The 13,154-nt window shown below is 65.2% G+C and carries 17 protein-coding genes; 3 read left to right on the top strand and 14 right to left on the bottom strand.

The window, feature by feature from the left end:
- Nucleotides 1-17: 17 nt before the first annotated feature.
- Nucleotides 18-1,145 carry a hybrid sensor histidine kinase/response regulator gene (locus AKJ09_RS00455; RefSeq protein WP_146645005.1) on the bottom strand — a complete coding sequence of 376 codons (1,128 nt, stop codon included), beginning with the start codon at nucleotides 1,143-1,145 and terminating at the stop codon, nucleotides 18-20.
- Between the two features lie 132 nt (nucleotides 1,146-1,277).
- Between AKJ09_RS00455 and AKJ09_RS00450 the strand changes: the two genes are divergently transcribed.
- The gene (locus tag AKJ09_RS00450) at nucleotides 1,278-2,141 is read left to right on the top strand and encodes a CheR family methyltransferase (protein ID WP_146645003.1); all 864 of its coding nucleotides are present in this window, start codon (nucleotides 1,278-1,280) and stop codon (nucleotides 2,139-2,141) included.
- A 12-nt stretch (nucleotides 2,142-2,153) separates the two neighbouring features.
- Here the strand turns inward: AKJ09_RS00450 and AKJ09_RS00445 are convergent, their stop codons facing one another.
- Both AKJ09_RS00445 and AKJ09_RS00440 read right to left on the bottom strand, forming a co-directional pair.
- Nucleotides 2,154-2,795, bottom strand: a complete 642-nt coding sequence (locus AKJ09_RS00445) for a hypothetical protein (RefSeq protein WP_146645001.1) — start codon at nucleotides 2,793-2,795, stop codon at nucleotides 2,154-2,156.
- A 263-nt stretch (nucleotides 2,796-3,058) separates the two neighbouring features.
- Nucleotides 3,059-3,331: a hypothetical protein gene (locus AKJ09_RS00440; protein ID WP_146644999.1), complete on the bottom strand. Its 273-nt coding sequence runs from the start codon at nucleotides 3,329-3,331 to the stop codon at nucleotides 3,059-3,061.
- A gap of 283 nt (nucleotides 3,332-3,614) precedes the next feature.
- Between AKJ09_RS00440 and AKJ09_RS00435 the strand changes: the two genes are divergently transcribed.
- The gene (locus AKJ09_RS00435; protein WP_146644998.1) at nucleotides 3,615-4,379 is read left to right on the top strand and encodes a hypothetical protein; all 765 of its coding nucleotides are present in this window, start codon (nucleotides 3,615-3,617) and stop codon (nucleotides 4,377-4,379) included.
- Nucleotides 4,380-4,396: 17 nt separating this feature from the next.
- Here the strand turns inward: AKJ09_RS00435 and AKJ09_RS00430 are convergent, their stop codons facing one another.
- Complete coding sequence (locus AKJ09_RS00430) at nucleotides 4,397-5,881, bottom strand: ABC transporter substrate-binding protein (protein WP_146644996.1); 1,485 nt, start codon at nucleotides 5,879-5,881, stop codon at nucleotides 4,397-4,399.
- Between AKJ09_RS00430 and AKJ09_RS55445 the strand changes: the two genes are divergently transcribed.
- Nucleotides 5,880-6,011, top strand: a complete 132-nt coding sequence (locus tag AKJ09_RS55445; RefSeq protein WP_275936596.1) for a hypothetical protein — start codon at nucleotides 5,880-5,882, stop codon at nucleotides 6,009-6,011. The genes AKJ09_RS00430 and AKJ09_RS55445 overlap by 2 nt on opposite strands.
- Before the next feature lie 408 nt (nucleotides 6,012-6,419).
- Here AKJ09_RS55445 and AKJ09_RS00425 read toward each other — a convergent pair whose 3' ends face one another.
- The 10 genes from AKJ09_RS00425 to AKJ09_RS55975 form a co-directional block, all read right to left on the bottom strand.
- Nucleotides 6,420-7,091 carry an HNH endonuclease signature motif containing protein gene (locus AKJ09_RS00425; RefSeq protein ID WP_169927131.1) on the bottom strand — a complete coding sequence of 224 codons (672 nt, stop codon included), beginning with the start codon at nucleotides 7,089-7,091 and terminating at the stop codon, nucleotides 6,420-6,422.
- A 177-nt stretch (nucleotides 7,092-7,268) separates the two neighbouring features.
- Nucleotides 7,269-7,469, bottom strand: a complete 201-nt coding sequence (locus tag AKJ09_RS00420) for a hypothetical protein (RefSeq protein ID WP_146644902.1) — start codon at nucleotides 7,467-7,469, stop codon at nucleotides 7,269-7,271.
- The gene (locus AKJ09_RS00415; RefSeq protein WP_146644899.1) at nucleotides 7,469-7,840 is read right to left on the bottom strand and encodes a hypothetical protein; all 372 of its coding nucleotides are present in this window, start codon (nucleotides 7,838-7,840) and stop codon (nucleotides 7,469-7,471) included. The genes AKJ09_RS00420 and AKJ09_RS00415 overlap by 1 nt, the downstream gene beginning before the upstream one ends.
- A gap of 1,384 nt (nucleotides 7,841-9,224) precedes the next feature.
- Nucleotides 9,225-9,449, bottom strand: a complete 225-nt coding sequence (locus tag AKJ09_RS00410) for a hypothetical protein (protein ID WP_146644897.1) — start codon at nucleotides 9,447-9,449, stop codon at nucleotides 9,225-9,227.
- Nucleotides 9,446-10,063 carry a hypothetical protein gene (locus AKJ09_RS00405; RefSeq protein ID WP_146644895.1) on the bottom strand — a complete coding sequence of 206 codons (618 nt, stop codon included), beginning with the start codon at nucleotides 10,061-10,063 and terminating at the stop codon, nucleotides 9,446-9,448. The genes AKJ09_RS00410 and AKJ09_RS00405 overlap by 4 nt, the downstream gene beginning before the upstream one ends.
- A 489-nt stretch (nucleotides 10,064-10,552) precedes the next feature.
- On the bottom strand, nucleotides 10,553-10,720 hold the full coding sequence (locus AKJ09_RS52540; protein ID WP_169927130.1) for a hypothetical protein: 168 nt from the start codon (nucleotides 10,718-10,720) through the stop codon (nucleotides 10,553-10,555).
- Nucleotides 10,717-11,091: a hypothetical protein gene (locus AKJ09_RS00400; protein ID WP_146644893.1), complete on the bottom strand. Its 375-nt coding sequence runs from the start codon at nucleotides 11,089-11,091 to the stop codon at nucleotides 10,717-10,719. Before AKJ09_RS00400 ends, AKJ09_RS52540 begins: the two co-directional genes overlap by 4 nt.
- Nucleotides 11,088-11,639, bottom strand: a complete 552-nt coding sequence (locus AKJ09_RS00395) for an RNA ligase family protein (protein ID WP_146644891.1) — start codon at nucleotides 11,637-11,639, stop codon at nucleotides 11,088-11,090. Before AKJ09_RS00395 ends, AKJ09_RS00400 begins: the two co-directional genes overlap by 4 nt.
- A gap of 43 nt (nucleotides 11,640-11,682) precedes the next feature.
- Nucleotides 11,683-12,828 carry a tyrosine-type recombinase/integrase gene (locus tag AKJ09_RS00390; protein WP_146644888.1) on the bottom strand — a complete coding sequence of 382 codons (1,146 nt, stop codon included), beginning with the start codon at nucleotides 12,826-12,828 and terminating at the stop codon, nucleotides 11,683-11,685.
- Nucleotides 12,825-13,043 (bottom strand): helix-turn-helix domain-containing protein, encoded by a 219-nt coding sequence (locus tag AKJ09_RS55975; protein ID WP_240488922.1) that lies wholly within the window; start codon nucleotides 13,041-13,043, stop codon nucleotides 12,825-12,827. The genes AKJ09_RS00390 and AKJ09_RS55975 overlap by 4 nt, the downstream gene beginning before the upstream one ends.
- Nucleotides 13,044-13,154: the final 111 nt, after the last annotated feature.

Raw genomic sequence — 13,154 nt, 5'->3', positions numbered from 1 at the left:
AACGTTCCCGAGGTCGATCAACGTTGGGGCAGGCGAATCACGAACGACGTCGGGAACTCGGTCGTCTCGACCACGTCGATGCCGCCGCCATGCGCCTCCACGGCTCGCTTGCAGAAATAGAGGCCAATACCGGCGTGCGACGACGACACGCTTTCCTCCGCGCCGCGTGCGAACTTCTGGAAGATTCGACCGCGATCGTCGCCGGGAATGGCTGGGCCGCTGTTCGACACGCGAATGATGACGTCGCTGTCCTGGTGTGTTTCGAACGACACACGACCGTTCGAGGGCGTGTAGCGGAGTGAGTTCTCGGCGAGGTTCTCCAGCACCCGCGTGAGGATGGCGCGATCGGCGGAGACGACAGGGTGATCGTGTTGGGTGGCGACGAGGCTCACGTGCTTCGTCGCGGCCATGCGTGCATAGCTTCGCGCGACTGCGTCGATGAGCTCTCCGACCTCCACGCGCTCGAGCTCGAGCGGCAGCCCGGCGACGCTGTCGAGTCGTGAGATGGTGAAGAGGTCGGCCACCATCTGCTGCAGGCGCTGAGAAGCTCCTAGGGCGTCGTCGAGCGCCTCGCGCGTCAGCTCGTCGAGAGGGGCATCGCCCATGCTCTCGAGGCTGAGGGTCAGCGTCGCGAGCGGGTTCTTCAAGTCGTGGATCACGAACTGCATGAGCTCGCGATGCTCCTTCTGCAAGCGCACGATCGCGCGATGCCGTTCGGCCAGCACCGCGTTGAGGCCGGCGAGCTCGTCGCGCGAGGCGGATACCTCGTCGCGTGAAGCCTTGAGGCGAAGAAGCGTCTTCACGCGTGCCAGCAGGACGGGCGCGTCGATCGGCTTCTCGAGGAAGTCGTCGGCGCCGGCCTCGAGCGCGGCCAGGCGATGCTCGCGGTCGTGGTAACCCGTGATCACGATCACCGGCAGATCTTCGAGATGCGGAGTTCTGCGGAGATGCGTGAGGACGTCCACCCCGTCGAGGCCCGGCATCGCGAAGTCGACGAGCACGAGATCGAGCGGCTCACGCTCGGCGATCGCGAGCGCCGAGCGACCGTTTTCGGCACGCAAGCACTGGGCACGGATGGGCGCGAGGAGCGCCTCGAGGACATCGAGGTTGCGCGACTCATCGTCGACGAGAAGCAGTCGAGCCATGTTGCCGCCCTCCTACGGCGACGGCCTACGTGAAGTCCGGTCACGCAGCCGGCCGCCGCGCGACTATGCGCATCAGTATAAGGAGAAAAGTCGTTGATAGCGCGTTGGTCGTCGTGCTCGTAGGGTTGAATCGTGTCGCGCAGTGACGTGGATGAAGCGACCGTGAGTCGCGTTCTCTCCGAGCTCGAGACGATGACCCGTCGCGATTTTCATCGCTATCGCGTCGAGCCCATGCGCCGGCGAATCAGCTGGCGCATGGCGTCGATCGGCGTCACGTGCGTCGAAGCCTACGTTGCACGATTGAAAGAAGACCCACGCGAGGCCTCGCTTCTCGTGTCCGCATTGCTCGTCAAAACGACATCGATGTTCCGCGATCGCGCCGCGTTCGACGCTCTCAGGGAAGAGCTTCCGCGGCTCGTGCGACAGCGCGTCACCGAGCGAGCCACGATGGTTCGCGCTTGGGTACCGGCCTGCTCGACCGGTCAGGAGGCGTTTAGCCTCGCCCTCTCTCTGGCTGAGGTTGCTCGGGATGCAGGCATCGACTGGCGCGTCATCGCGAGCGACATCGATCCGATTGCCCTCGAGACGACACGTCAGGCGCGCATCACGGAGACCGATGCCGACGCGATCCCCGAGACGCTTCGCGAGCGATGGCTCGTGCGCGCGAGCGACGGATGGGAGCTCGACGCGTCGATCACCTCGCGGCTCACGGCGGCCGAGCACGACGTCATCGCGTCACCCGTTCCCGTTCCGGCGCCCGCGCTCTTCGCGTCGTTCGACCTCGTGTCGTGTCGCAACCTCCTCATCTACCTGAAGGCCTTCACGCAGGCGGAGGTTTGCTTGCGCCTCGTGAAGTCGTGCGCTCCAGGGGCGCTTCTCTTTCTCGGCTGCGCGGAGACGATTCCACAAACGCTCTCGAGTCACGTGGAGCTCGTCACCCGCGGTCAGCCTCTCTATCGCGTGTGGGGCGCGGACGCGGCGCGCCCGGTGCGTTGAATCGGAGTCTGTTTACTGATTCTCGAAGAGCGTGACACGCCACGGCGTGCGCTTGTCTTCGCTCGATCGGATTTCGATGTAGTACGGCTTGTCCTTCACGAGCGGCAGCGTGGGTGACGACGTTGCCGAGATGTCGACGGCGGGCTGACCTTCGACGGTGAGGTGCAAGTTCACCTTGCCGGAGAACTGGAGGAAGAAGCTCTTCGTCGTCGGCTTGAGCGTGAAGGTGACGAAGTCGCTCTCCGTCTTGCCGGCATCGGCATCGGCATTGGTGCCGGCATCGGCGTCGCGTACGAAGATCACGCCGCACACCGTGGGCGCGAGCGTGTTCGCGTGCTCGGGATCGTCGTTCGGCTCTTCTTCGAGTGCACCGCCGACGACGCACGGAACGCCGCCTTCGTAGAGATCGCCGCCGTCGAGTGTGGTGGGCGCGCCGGCGTCGTAGACGGGACCACTGTCCTTCGGAGCGGAAGTCTCTTGAACGCCGGTGTCGGGTGATGGACCGGTCTCGGGGAGGCTCGCCTTCGACGCGTCGGGCGTGGGCGACATGACCTCTTGATCATCCGAACCCGAGCACGCCACCAAGAAGGCGGCGGCGACGAGTGCGCTGCCTGCGAATGCAACGAAGAGTCGCGAGCCAAAGGTCTTCCGCATGCGTTCTACTTTCGCATGGATTCTCGCGCTGGCGAATCCATGCATGCGGATACTACGAGCCTGAAAAAGTACGTCGAAAGCGATCGACGCGATGCTGCCTGTGTCCCTCAGGGAGTGGCGACGAACGCGTGCAGACTACGTGCGGTCAGTTCCTCGCAGGATCACGCGACGTCCATGGATCTCCGCATTGCCACGCGTTTCGCTTGATTCATCGCGGTACGCGCGAGTGATGCGGGCAAGTTCGATTTCAGCTCTCCCACGCCTCAACTCGAATTGGCAATTACGCCTTCCTTGCTCCAGTACGTCGTCGAGCCTTCGCCGGTGCACCCGTTCTCGGCCGCGGGCATGGAGGACGTCCACGATGCCGTCGACGTCTCGATCGCTACGCGATCGGGCGAGTCGGCGGCGAGCTCGCACGGTGCAGGTTCGAGCCCGGGCGCTTGCGGGCCGCTCGTGGACTCGATGCCCACGCCGCCCTGACACGTGACAAAACCGACCGTGAGGGCTGCGATCCTGGCAGCCGCAAAAAGGCGCATCGAACCACTCTCTATGGACGACCACCTAGAGCGGTCGCATTCGGCAACGCGGCTTGCGCCTTGCACCACTTCGACGGTGATGGTCGCTCCGATCCGCACATCCGTTGGCTCTGCGCGTCTCTCTCGTCTGGCTCGTATCGGCGGCCTCGCCGCCGGCCTCGTATTGCCACTCGCGCTCACGGCGTGCGGCGGGTCCTCGCGGTCCGCTTCGCCACAATCGCAGACTCCGGGCACGGCCGCGCTAACGGGAGCGCAAATACCAGCACGGATCGCTCGCGTTCTCGTGGCTGACAAGGGAACGATCTCGATGGTCGCTCGCAATGGATGCGTGGCCACCGTCGGGACGGCAACCGACCAAACCGGCAACTACGACGAGCTTCGCATTCGGTGCCCGCGCCCCGAACGCATGGCGCAGTGGTTCAGCGGAGTCGACAACCTCACGCAAAATGTCTCGCTCGACCGTGTGCCCGAGAACGAGAGCGACGATACGGACATCCCGCTACCCGCGGCCGAGCTCGTGACGGCAAACGGCGTCGTGTTCCGCGTGAAGCAGGCCTCCGATGCCTCGCGTCTCGTCGGCGAGGTTCGGTCGCTCGCCGCCGAGCTCGCAGCCTCGGAGATGCCTCAGCCCGGGCCTGCTTCGCCAGGCGGATGGCAGATGCTGCGCGTCTCCGGACCGGCCCACGTGTACCTCGGGGGGGCTCCGACGACGGGCGTTCTCGAAGCGCGGGTCTCGACCACGGGGCAGTACCTCTGCGAGTTCAACACGAACACGAAGGAAGGCCCGCTCCACGCGACGAAGAGCGGATGGCTTTCGGCGCCCACAGCGTCGAAGGCCATCGACGAAGTGCTCGCGACGTTCCAGGCCATGCCTTCCGGTGAGCGCAACCAGGCGACGTTCGCGGCCGCCATCACGAGCGATGGTGAGCAGCGCGCGAACAGCGCCTCGACGGCGGCCGTCTTCGAGAAGTTCGCCGAGGTTCAAGACGCGCTCGGTGATGCCTGCCTGCCCGAGCTCGAAGCGCCCAAGGACGGCGGTTCGCTGTAATCCGTCGCTCCTCGCGATCAGGGAAGCGACGCGAGCCCGAGCCAACGTCCTTCGGCACTCGGCCGGAAGGCGGAGGCTCGCGCGCTCGCGACGGCGATCTGATCTTCGTGCCAGAGCGGCAAGAGAAGCGCCTCGTCGCGCACGCGCCGTTCGAGAGCCGCATAAAGCACGCGGCGTGCGTCGGGATTGGCGGTCGCTTCGCCTTCGTCGAGTAGGCGATCGACCTCGGAGTCGCGGATGCGCGCGCGGTTGGCGCCGTTCGGGGGAATCGACGACGAGTGGAGAAATACGCGCAGCACGTTGGGCTCGGTGAGCTCCGGGAGCTGCAGCGTTGCTAGCTCGAAGTCGCCCGCGGACAGGCGTGCGAGCAGCGCACCGAGCTCGAGCGGAACGACGGTGAGCTCGACGCCGACGTCGGCCAGCTCCTGCGCGAGCACGCGCGCGATCGTTCCGCGCAGGCGATCGGTGGACGTGAGCAGCGTGAGGCGGAGATGCGGGTAGCCAGCCTCGGCGAGGGCGATGCGTGCGCGCGCCGGATCGAAGGGCCATGCTTCGGCGGGCGAGTGCGCCCAATGCGAGGGCGGAAGCAAGGTGGACGCCGACTGCGCGTGACCCGCGAGCAGCGAGCGGGCGATGCCGTCGCGATCGATCGCCATCGAGAGCGCGCGGCGCACGCGAACGTCTGCGAGCGGCCCGTCGCCGTTGCGCGCGAGCATGTAGGTGAGGTTGGCGCCTTCACGTCCGCTCACGACGACGCCGTTGGCCTTCTCGAGCGCAGGCAAGAGCGTCGGCGAGAAGCCATTGACCACCAGGTCGGCGCGGTCGGCATGCATGCGTAGAGCGCGGGCGTTCTCGTCGTGCACGGTGCGGAGCACGACGGCGTGCTTGGGCGCGGGTAGGGGGCCGCCATCGAACGGCTGGAGGACGATCTCGCCGGGGCCTCTCCGCGCGACGGTGAATGGCCCGAGCCCGTCGAGCGTTCCGTCGGGACGTGGCGCTGAGCCAGCCTCGCTCGCGCGCAAGATCGGAAGCTCGAGATCGGTGAGGAGCGTGGCGTGAGGGCGCGCGAGGTGGACCACGACGACGAACTCGCTCTCGGCCGTCACGGCGCCGATGGCCTCGACGACGCGCGCGTGACGCGAACCGACCTCTTTCGATCCGAACGCTCTGAGTGTCGCGACGACGTCGTTCGCGGTCAGCTTTGCGCCGGAATGAAAGCGGAGCCCGGGCGCGAGCTCGATACGCAGCGTGAGCGGATCGAGCCACGTCCACGTGCGGGCGAGGTACGGCTTCGGGGCGAGCGTCTGTTCATCGAGCCGGACGAGGCCGGCATGGATGAGGCGCGTGGTTCGCATCGCGACGGCGTCGGTCGCGTAGCGGGGATCGAGCGTCTCCGGGTCGGTCGAGACGAGCATCTCGACGGGGCGCTCGCCCGAGGCCCGCGCACCATCTCGCAGTCCCTTGCAGCCCGCGCTCGTGGAGGCGAGAAGCAGCGTGACCATGGCGCAGAAGAACCCGAAGGCGCTCGTTCCTTGCTGCACGGTCCACTCGTACCAGACGGTGGCGGGCCTGGCACGTCTTTGGGGCGCTGCAATTCGCAAGGCTTCCGCGATGGCCGAGGCCGAAGTATGAGAGAAACTTCGGCTACCGGCCTTCGAGCCTCAGAACACCGTTGTTTTAGGGCTTGAAGGCGGGGCAGTCAAGCCGCGAGTCCCCAATGAGCCCCGGACGCAGGAAGCCGGGGCTTTCATCCATTGCTCCTGTCTGGGGTTACGCCGGACGTATCCGTTGAACCCCAAAGGTCAGGACGGATCGTCGCGTCAGAGCCTTCGGCATCGCTGAACACGGCCCACAAAGAGAGCGTGTCCAGGGACATGTCGAACCACTCCCCGTTGTGTGGCCAGAGAGTGACCGTCACCTGGCTCGCGCTCGAACGAGAGTTCCACTCGGCTCGGAGGACCATCACCTGAGCACGCGTGCCTGCCATGCTCCCGCGCTCAAATAGAACCACGTCGCCCGGCCCAATGCGTCGCTTGCTGCTCATGGCAACACCTTACCAGGCGCCCGATCACCTGCGGATGTCTGCCCCGAGCAACTTTCGATTGTCCGTTGCTCTTGGCGTTTCGCTTTCGCCAGTCGCATCGCCTGGCGGTGCCGGTCGCCCTTCGAGTTGCGCCCCTTAGCGATGCAGTCGGCGATGTTGTCCGCGTCGCGGCCGAGGAAGAGGTGCTTGGGGTTGCAGCACGGAGGGTTGTCGCACGTGTGACAGACGCACCATTCCCCGTCGCCCTCCGGGATCGGGCCATTGGCCAGCTCGTACGCGATGCGGTGAGCAAACATCATCGGCGCACCGCGCTTGCCGCCCTGCATGCGACCGTAGCCCTTGAACCGAAAGCCCATGAACGGCCAGCAAGCGTCAGGACCACCGCTGGTATCGCGGAGCTGGACCACATGCTGGGCTGGAGACCCGCCGTAAAGGTGCCGAGGGTTGCAGCAGATGCCGTTCCCACACGTGTCGAGAACGCGATGCTCCCGTGGAAGCTGGAGGCCGGAGAACGCCTGGAAGAGGACGCGGCGCGGCGAGTACTGGCGAGTGCCGATGTAGATGAAGGGCTTCCCCTTCCAGACTTTCGCAAGCCAGGGGTGACAGGCGAGCGGTCCGCCCGACGTATCGACGAACGCCATCGTCGAGATGAACAGCGAGTCAGCCACCGCGTTCCTCCTCGCTGCCCGAATCCGCGGGGTGTCGCCTACTTGCTCTCTCGTAGGCCGCGCCAGTGCCCCAGATCGCGCCGGTCGGATCCTCCGGGTCGGTCCACATTCGAGCGCCGGACCACATTTCGAAGGTCCAGCCATGGGCGAGTAGAAAAGCCTTCTTCTCGTTCGCCGTCATTGCGGTTGGCTCCTGTCCGAAGCGAGCCGCAGTAGTGCGTGCTGCTCGTTGCCGAAGATGCGCTTGGCCTCCTCGCGAGGCGCGACGCATGCGCGGTAGTGCTCGAGTGCGAACGACGCGGTTCCTTCGGCAACCCGCCCGCAGAAGCGGCAGACAGCGACGTAGCCTTGAGGCTCAAAATCTCCACGCTCTGACATCACTTCACCCCTTCCGCATCGGACTGTACGTCCGTCCCGCTTTGCCTGCTGGCCATGTACTCGGCGGCAACCTGCTTCCGCGTCACGCCGTGTCGTTTGAGCATGAATGCGAGCAAGTTCTCGTCGCTGGCATTCTCGCCACGGCAATTGACGCAGGTAAGTTCGAGCGCCTCAAACTCCTCCCGAGGCATCTCCTCGATGTCGCCCCAAGTCGGCACCTCGTCGTGCCCTGGGCGCTGCAGCTCGGCGCACTTCTTGGAGCAATAGCCGGCGCCACATCCGCCCCGGTCTTCGTCACAATCCTCGCGTGTCGAACTGCAGTCCGGGTACGTTCGCTCGCACCTGGTGCAGACGTAGAAGCTGACACCCATTATCCGTTGCTCCCTTCCTGCGAATTGGACTTGTGCAGCAACGCCTCAAGCTTTCGAATTACGCGCAGCCCGCCCGACTCCTGCTCGCCCAAGAGCGCCGAATTGCGTCCGATGGTCCTGGCGCGCTGCGCCCGCAGTTCGTCCAGGCCGACCTGTGCGGCTGCGATGCAGGCTTCAACAGTCGGCCGGTGCAGTGCCCTCTCTCGGCACTGCACTTTGGGACCACCGCACGAGTGCTTGGCATCCGCGCAAACTCGCCAGCCGCAGACATCGCAGTCCCACGCCTCCGGGCGAACCTCCCCATTGCGCGAGACCCTTGTGGGGGCAGACTCTTCGGCGCGAAGCTCGCGAGCCTTCTGACGCTCCTCTTCGGTCGCCGCCGTGCATCGAGTCTCGTGGTCGTACTCTCGGAATTGGCCACACCGGCGGCAATCCGACAGAGAGAAGGACTTCCGAGGAATAGGAGCCCACTCGCTCGACCCCTGAACCAAGTCGCACGACTCGTCGCTATCCGCTGACACCGCTGCCAGCGCGGCGATGGTCTCGGGCGAGATCGCCTCACCCGGGAGGTCTTCGGCATCCCGATCGCTCTCGTGCCGGAGCAGCGGCGCCAGGTCGGCGGTGCAGTCCTCACACCAGCCAAGGCCGCCGCCTTCTGGGCGGTGCCTTCCGTCATGACACGGCTTCGGTGACGCCTCCCCACTGCGAAGCGCATCAGCCACGACCGACTCGACCCACGCAAGGGCCTGACCGGACGACTGGAAACGCAGTCCGGAATCGTTGTGCCCGCAAAAGCAGTCGTTGGGCTCATGCGCGTTTGGGTCGAAGTGTTCCCACACCGCGCCGAGGAGCCCGCACACACGCGCGATCGTCTCCTCCTTCGTCACGCTGCCGGCCGCCGGCCACGTGATGCTCCGCGCCTTGGGTGGGCACACCGGTTTCGATTCTCCGTTGCTCATCACCATCGCCTCCTTCCTTTCGGAGCCGCAATCGGCTCTGCGTCGAGAGCCTGAGGCTCCCCGTCCAACTCACCCGAAAGGCTCCACTGCGTGCGAGTGTCTCCGCTTGAGCACTGGTGACAGAGCCCCTGCATCGACCGCTCCTCAGCCAGCTCCGCCGCTTCTTCCGGTCCGCTCGCCTCGACGTCCGTGAAGCACGAGATGGTGACCTGGGCGGACACGCGATACCAGCGCTTCTCAGCCATGTTCGTTGGACCTCTTCGGCGTGGGTCGTCGACGCCGCTCGAACATGCGGGCCCGATTGGCGGCCCACGAGAGCGCATCGAACATCGTCGCGTTTCGTTCGTAGGTACGGTCGTAGTTTCGACCGCACGGACCGCAGAGCATCAGCCCGTCTCGCTCTCTTTCCAGGCAGACGACGCACCTCATTCGCTCGCTCCGCAGTGGGGGCACGGATTCATCCAAGAGCCGTCCCGGTCGTTGTAGCCGCGCTTCGCGTTCTCGTGCTTGCAGCCCTTGCGAACCATCGTGAGCATCGTTCGCGCGATCTCGATGTCGGCATTCGCCGATCGGATGCAGTCGGTGAGCTTCTTCACCTCGGCCGGGATCTGGTCGAAGGCCACTGGGAATTGGATCGTGGGGACGCTCATACTCCGCGCTTCTCCGGTTCGGTGTTGGACCCGGTCGGCGTGGTGATCTTCAGCTCTCGAATCTCGCGAGCGATGCCCCACCCACTCTTGTCGTTTCGCGCTGCGATGCATGCCGCCGCTTCAAGCGCTGCATTCCACTGCTCGTTCATGTCGTGCTCACAGCGCGTCGGTTCGCATTCGACCTGTGCCGTCTCTGTCCTATGCGCTGGCGCCAGATTCGATGCATTCGTGACGAAGGGCGGGAAGCCTTCGCAATCGACGCAGAATTCCGCCGGCCGAGAGATTCCGTTGCTCGTCGTAGGCTCCCAAACCATCGTGACCTCTCCCTCCGAGCCGACCGGCGCAGTGCACGCGATCTTCTTCACGAGGCGGACACGGTCGCCCTTCGACGGTGCCCATGCGGCGGACACGGAATCCGCGGACAGATGCCGAGCGCGTAGCGCTTCGTCGATTGCCTTCTGCATGAAAGCGAGCGCCTCGCCGGAGTTTCGGTACGGGAAAATCTGCTTGTTCCTGCAGACGCAGTCGCAAGGGTCGTTCGAGTTCGGGTCGATCTCGGACCAGACTCGCCCCATCATCCCGCAGAGCTTCTCGATCACTTCATCGCGCGTCATGTGATTCCCCATCGCTTGATGGCTGCGTTCTCCGAGCGTGGATGCAGCGCCCGTTGGGGCAAGGCTTCCACCAGTGCTTCTGACCGAGCCTCATCACTACCCGCCCGGTTCCGTTACACAGCCAGCATTCGACCCCCACCTCCGCCTCTCCCTAGCGAGGAGCTTTACTGGCAGCGTCGGTGGTCTGCGGGCTTCGCTGCTCGGATGAATTCGCGAGCGTGCTGCCGGACTCGGAACGAGGCGACATGTTCGCCTGCGATGTGGACGTCCCAGGGTCGACCCTTGCCGCCTCGAATGAACCAGGTGAGGTCGTGAGAGTGGGGCTCGACGTCGAATGGGATGAATCGCATTGGGTCTCTTCCTCCGTCTCGCAGTAGTTTGGCCCGAACTCGGCCGGGAACCGTTTGTTCTTTGGGCACTGCTGGAACGAGCCGCGAATCTCGGCGCCGCAGAACCTGCAGGGTCGCGCCTCACTCCTCCGTTGCTCTTTCACGGTGCACCCCCGTCGGTAGGCGAGCTTCGAAACGACACGCTCGGCTGACATCCGAGCCGACAGCCTTGGCCATCGCCGCACGTGCCGAACGCGAAGCACAAGACGATGACACCGAAGAAGAAGAGCCCTTCGCTGTTCCGGTCGAGAAACGTCCAGAAGTTCATTTGCCGGCCTCGATGCGATGAAGGAGCCAATTCACGAGAGCGACGAGCCCGTGCTTCGAGTAGCGAGCGCCGACCAGGCGCATGGCCTCGGCGTACAGGTCGTGACGGTCGGAGCGAACCGGGTGGGCGGCCTTGATCGCCGCGTCCTCAGGGAGCGGGAGGTCATCCTCGCTCTTCCAGGCGTCGGCTCGACGAACCTCCACAATCAGGTCGTCGCCACGCTCAAGCATGAGACGGGCGAGCTTGCGTGCCTCTGCGAAGGAGGCGGTGAACTTCACGGTGACGACCGGGCCGTTGTCGATCTCTTCTTCGTCGACGTCGACAATCTGGGCGTCCCAACGCTGCGCCTCGGCCATCCGCTGCTCTTTCACGCTGCGCTCGCTTTCGCCTTGGGTAGGTGGTCGTTCTCGAGCAGCACCTTGAAGAGCTGGCGCGAAGCGGCATGGAAGACGACGACACCTTCCGGCTGCATGAAACCAGGAGCCGCCACGCTGCCCTCGCCACGGAGCTTCTCGAGGGTCGCGTCGATCGCGTCCTGCGCCCAAGGCCCAGCGTAGAGAACCGGCACGACGTGGCAGAGGGCCGGCGTCTCGTTCGACCAGCGACCAGAGTTGAACAGCGAGAAACGCTTCTCGGTCAGGCCGTAGCGGCGCTGGATGCCAGAGCCCCACCACTCGCCGAAGTGCTGGCCGGGGCCGAGGCCCATGCGGAGGGTCTCCTCGTTCTCCTTCACCCAGCGGGCAAAGCCGTAGTTGTCGCTCTCCGGCGTGATCCACCGATTGCGGGAGCCGACAAGCAGCGGGCCGTCGTCTTCGGGCACGACGATCTGCGCGTTCGTCCCGTCGATCTTCTCGGTGATGACGATGTCTCGCTTGAGGCGGGGAATCTTCGGAAACTCGATAAACGGGACGTTGCTCATTTCACAATCTCCTTTTGTTCCGCGGACATCGCATCCGTGGTCATCACGCCACCGCCTTTCCCGTCGTCGTCGGGGCCGTCGCCTCCGCCATGAGCTTGTCGAGTGCATGCACCGCCGCCTGCCTGTTGCCTGGCGCGAGGTGCATGTACCGGAGCGTGGTCTTCAGGTCGGCGTGGCCTGCGAGCTCCTGGATGGCCTTCGCAGGCACGTTAGAGATCGCAAGGTGCGAGCAGAACGTGTGCCGAAGAATGTGGATCTTCCCGTCCTGCTCCATGCCGGCGCGCTTCTGCACACGCGCCATCGCCGCGCGCATGATGTCGGCGTTGAGCTGGTTGCCCCTGCCGTCGCTGACGACCCTTTCGAGCAGGCCAGTGCGTGAGCGCTGCGCACGCAGGGCCGCCATGAGGCCCTCGGTGAGCGGCACGACGCGCGAGCGCCAGCCCTTAGGCGTGTCTTCGATGCCGTGCCAGATCGCGCGGGAGATGGTCAGCTGGCGACGCTCGAGGTCGACATCGGTCCATCGCAACGCCTGAATCTCGCCACTACGAAGTCCCGCCGAGCCTCCAAGGAGGACGATCAGCAGTTCGTTATTACCTGTCTTCCTGGCACCCTCGATGAGGCGCGCGTAGGTCGACGGCTCGTACCAGGGGCGCTCCTTTTCGGGGACCTTCAAAATGCCGATCTCACACGGCATCGACTTGATTTTGCGGAGCTTGATCGCGAACTTGAGGATGCGCGACAGGACGGAGAGGACGTTGTTCACCGTCCCCGGCGCCTTGTCAGCCATAGAGCCTTTGAGCGCGGCGATGCCCTCGTCCGTCAGCTCGTCGAGGCGCATCGCGCCGAAGCGATCGCGAATGCGCCGCTCGAAGATACGCTCGGCAGCGTCCACCGTGGAGGCCTTCTTGCGCTGCGCGAGATACCAGCCGCTCAGAACGACGGGCCAGAACTCCGCGACCGTAGGCACGCCCTTATGAATCCCGCGCGCGGCCTGCGCGAGCGGCACGTAGGCTGCTTTGCCGGCGGCGAGGATGGCGCGCTCTCGGGCCGTAGCCCAACGCTTCGCATCATCCCTGCCGGTAGGCGTGCACTTGCCGCGCTCTCGGAGCCGGCCACCTTCCGGCCACACCAGCCGGATGTCGTACTCGAAGCCCTTGCCGCCGCGTGCTGTGACGATTCGAACGCTCATCGGGACCCTTTCGAGCCCGTGGCGTTACCTAGCGTCAGGGAATCTACCGGATTCGAGACCGTCGTCAAGCCGAGGTGCTTCCGCAGTGCGACAGCCCTGAAAAGCACGCGGCGCCCGACCCGGACTACTCCGGGAAGAGCGCCGCGCTCGATCAGGGCGTAGACCGCCTTACGCGAGGTCCGCAGAAGGGTCGCTGCGTCTTCCACGGTCAACATCTCCGGCGACGTCGTTGCGGTGTTCATGTCCTCTACACTCTGTGTTCGAGGGGTTTTGTCCGCGCGAATCCGCTGGTGTCCCCAGAATGTCGCCGCAGTGGTCGCCCAGCT

Origin of the sequence: Labilithrix luteola (assembly GCF_001263205.1) — a bacterium.
GTDB classification, from domain to species: domain Bacteria; phylum Myxococcota_A; class Polyangia; order Polyangiales; family Polyangiaceae; genus Labilithrix; species Labilithrix luteola.
This window is presented reverse-complemented; position numbering and strand designations above follow the sequence as displayed.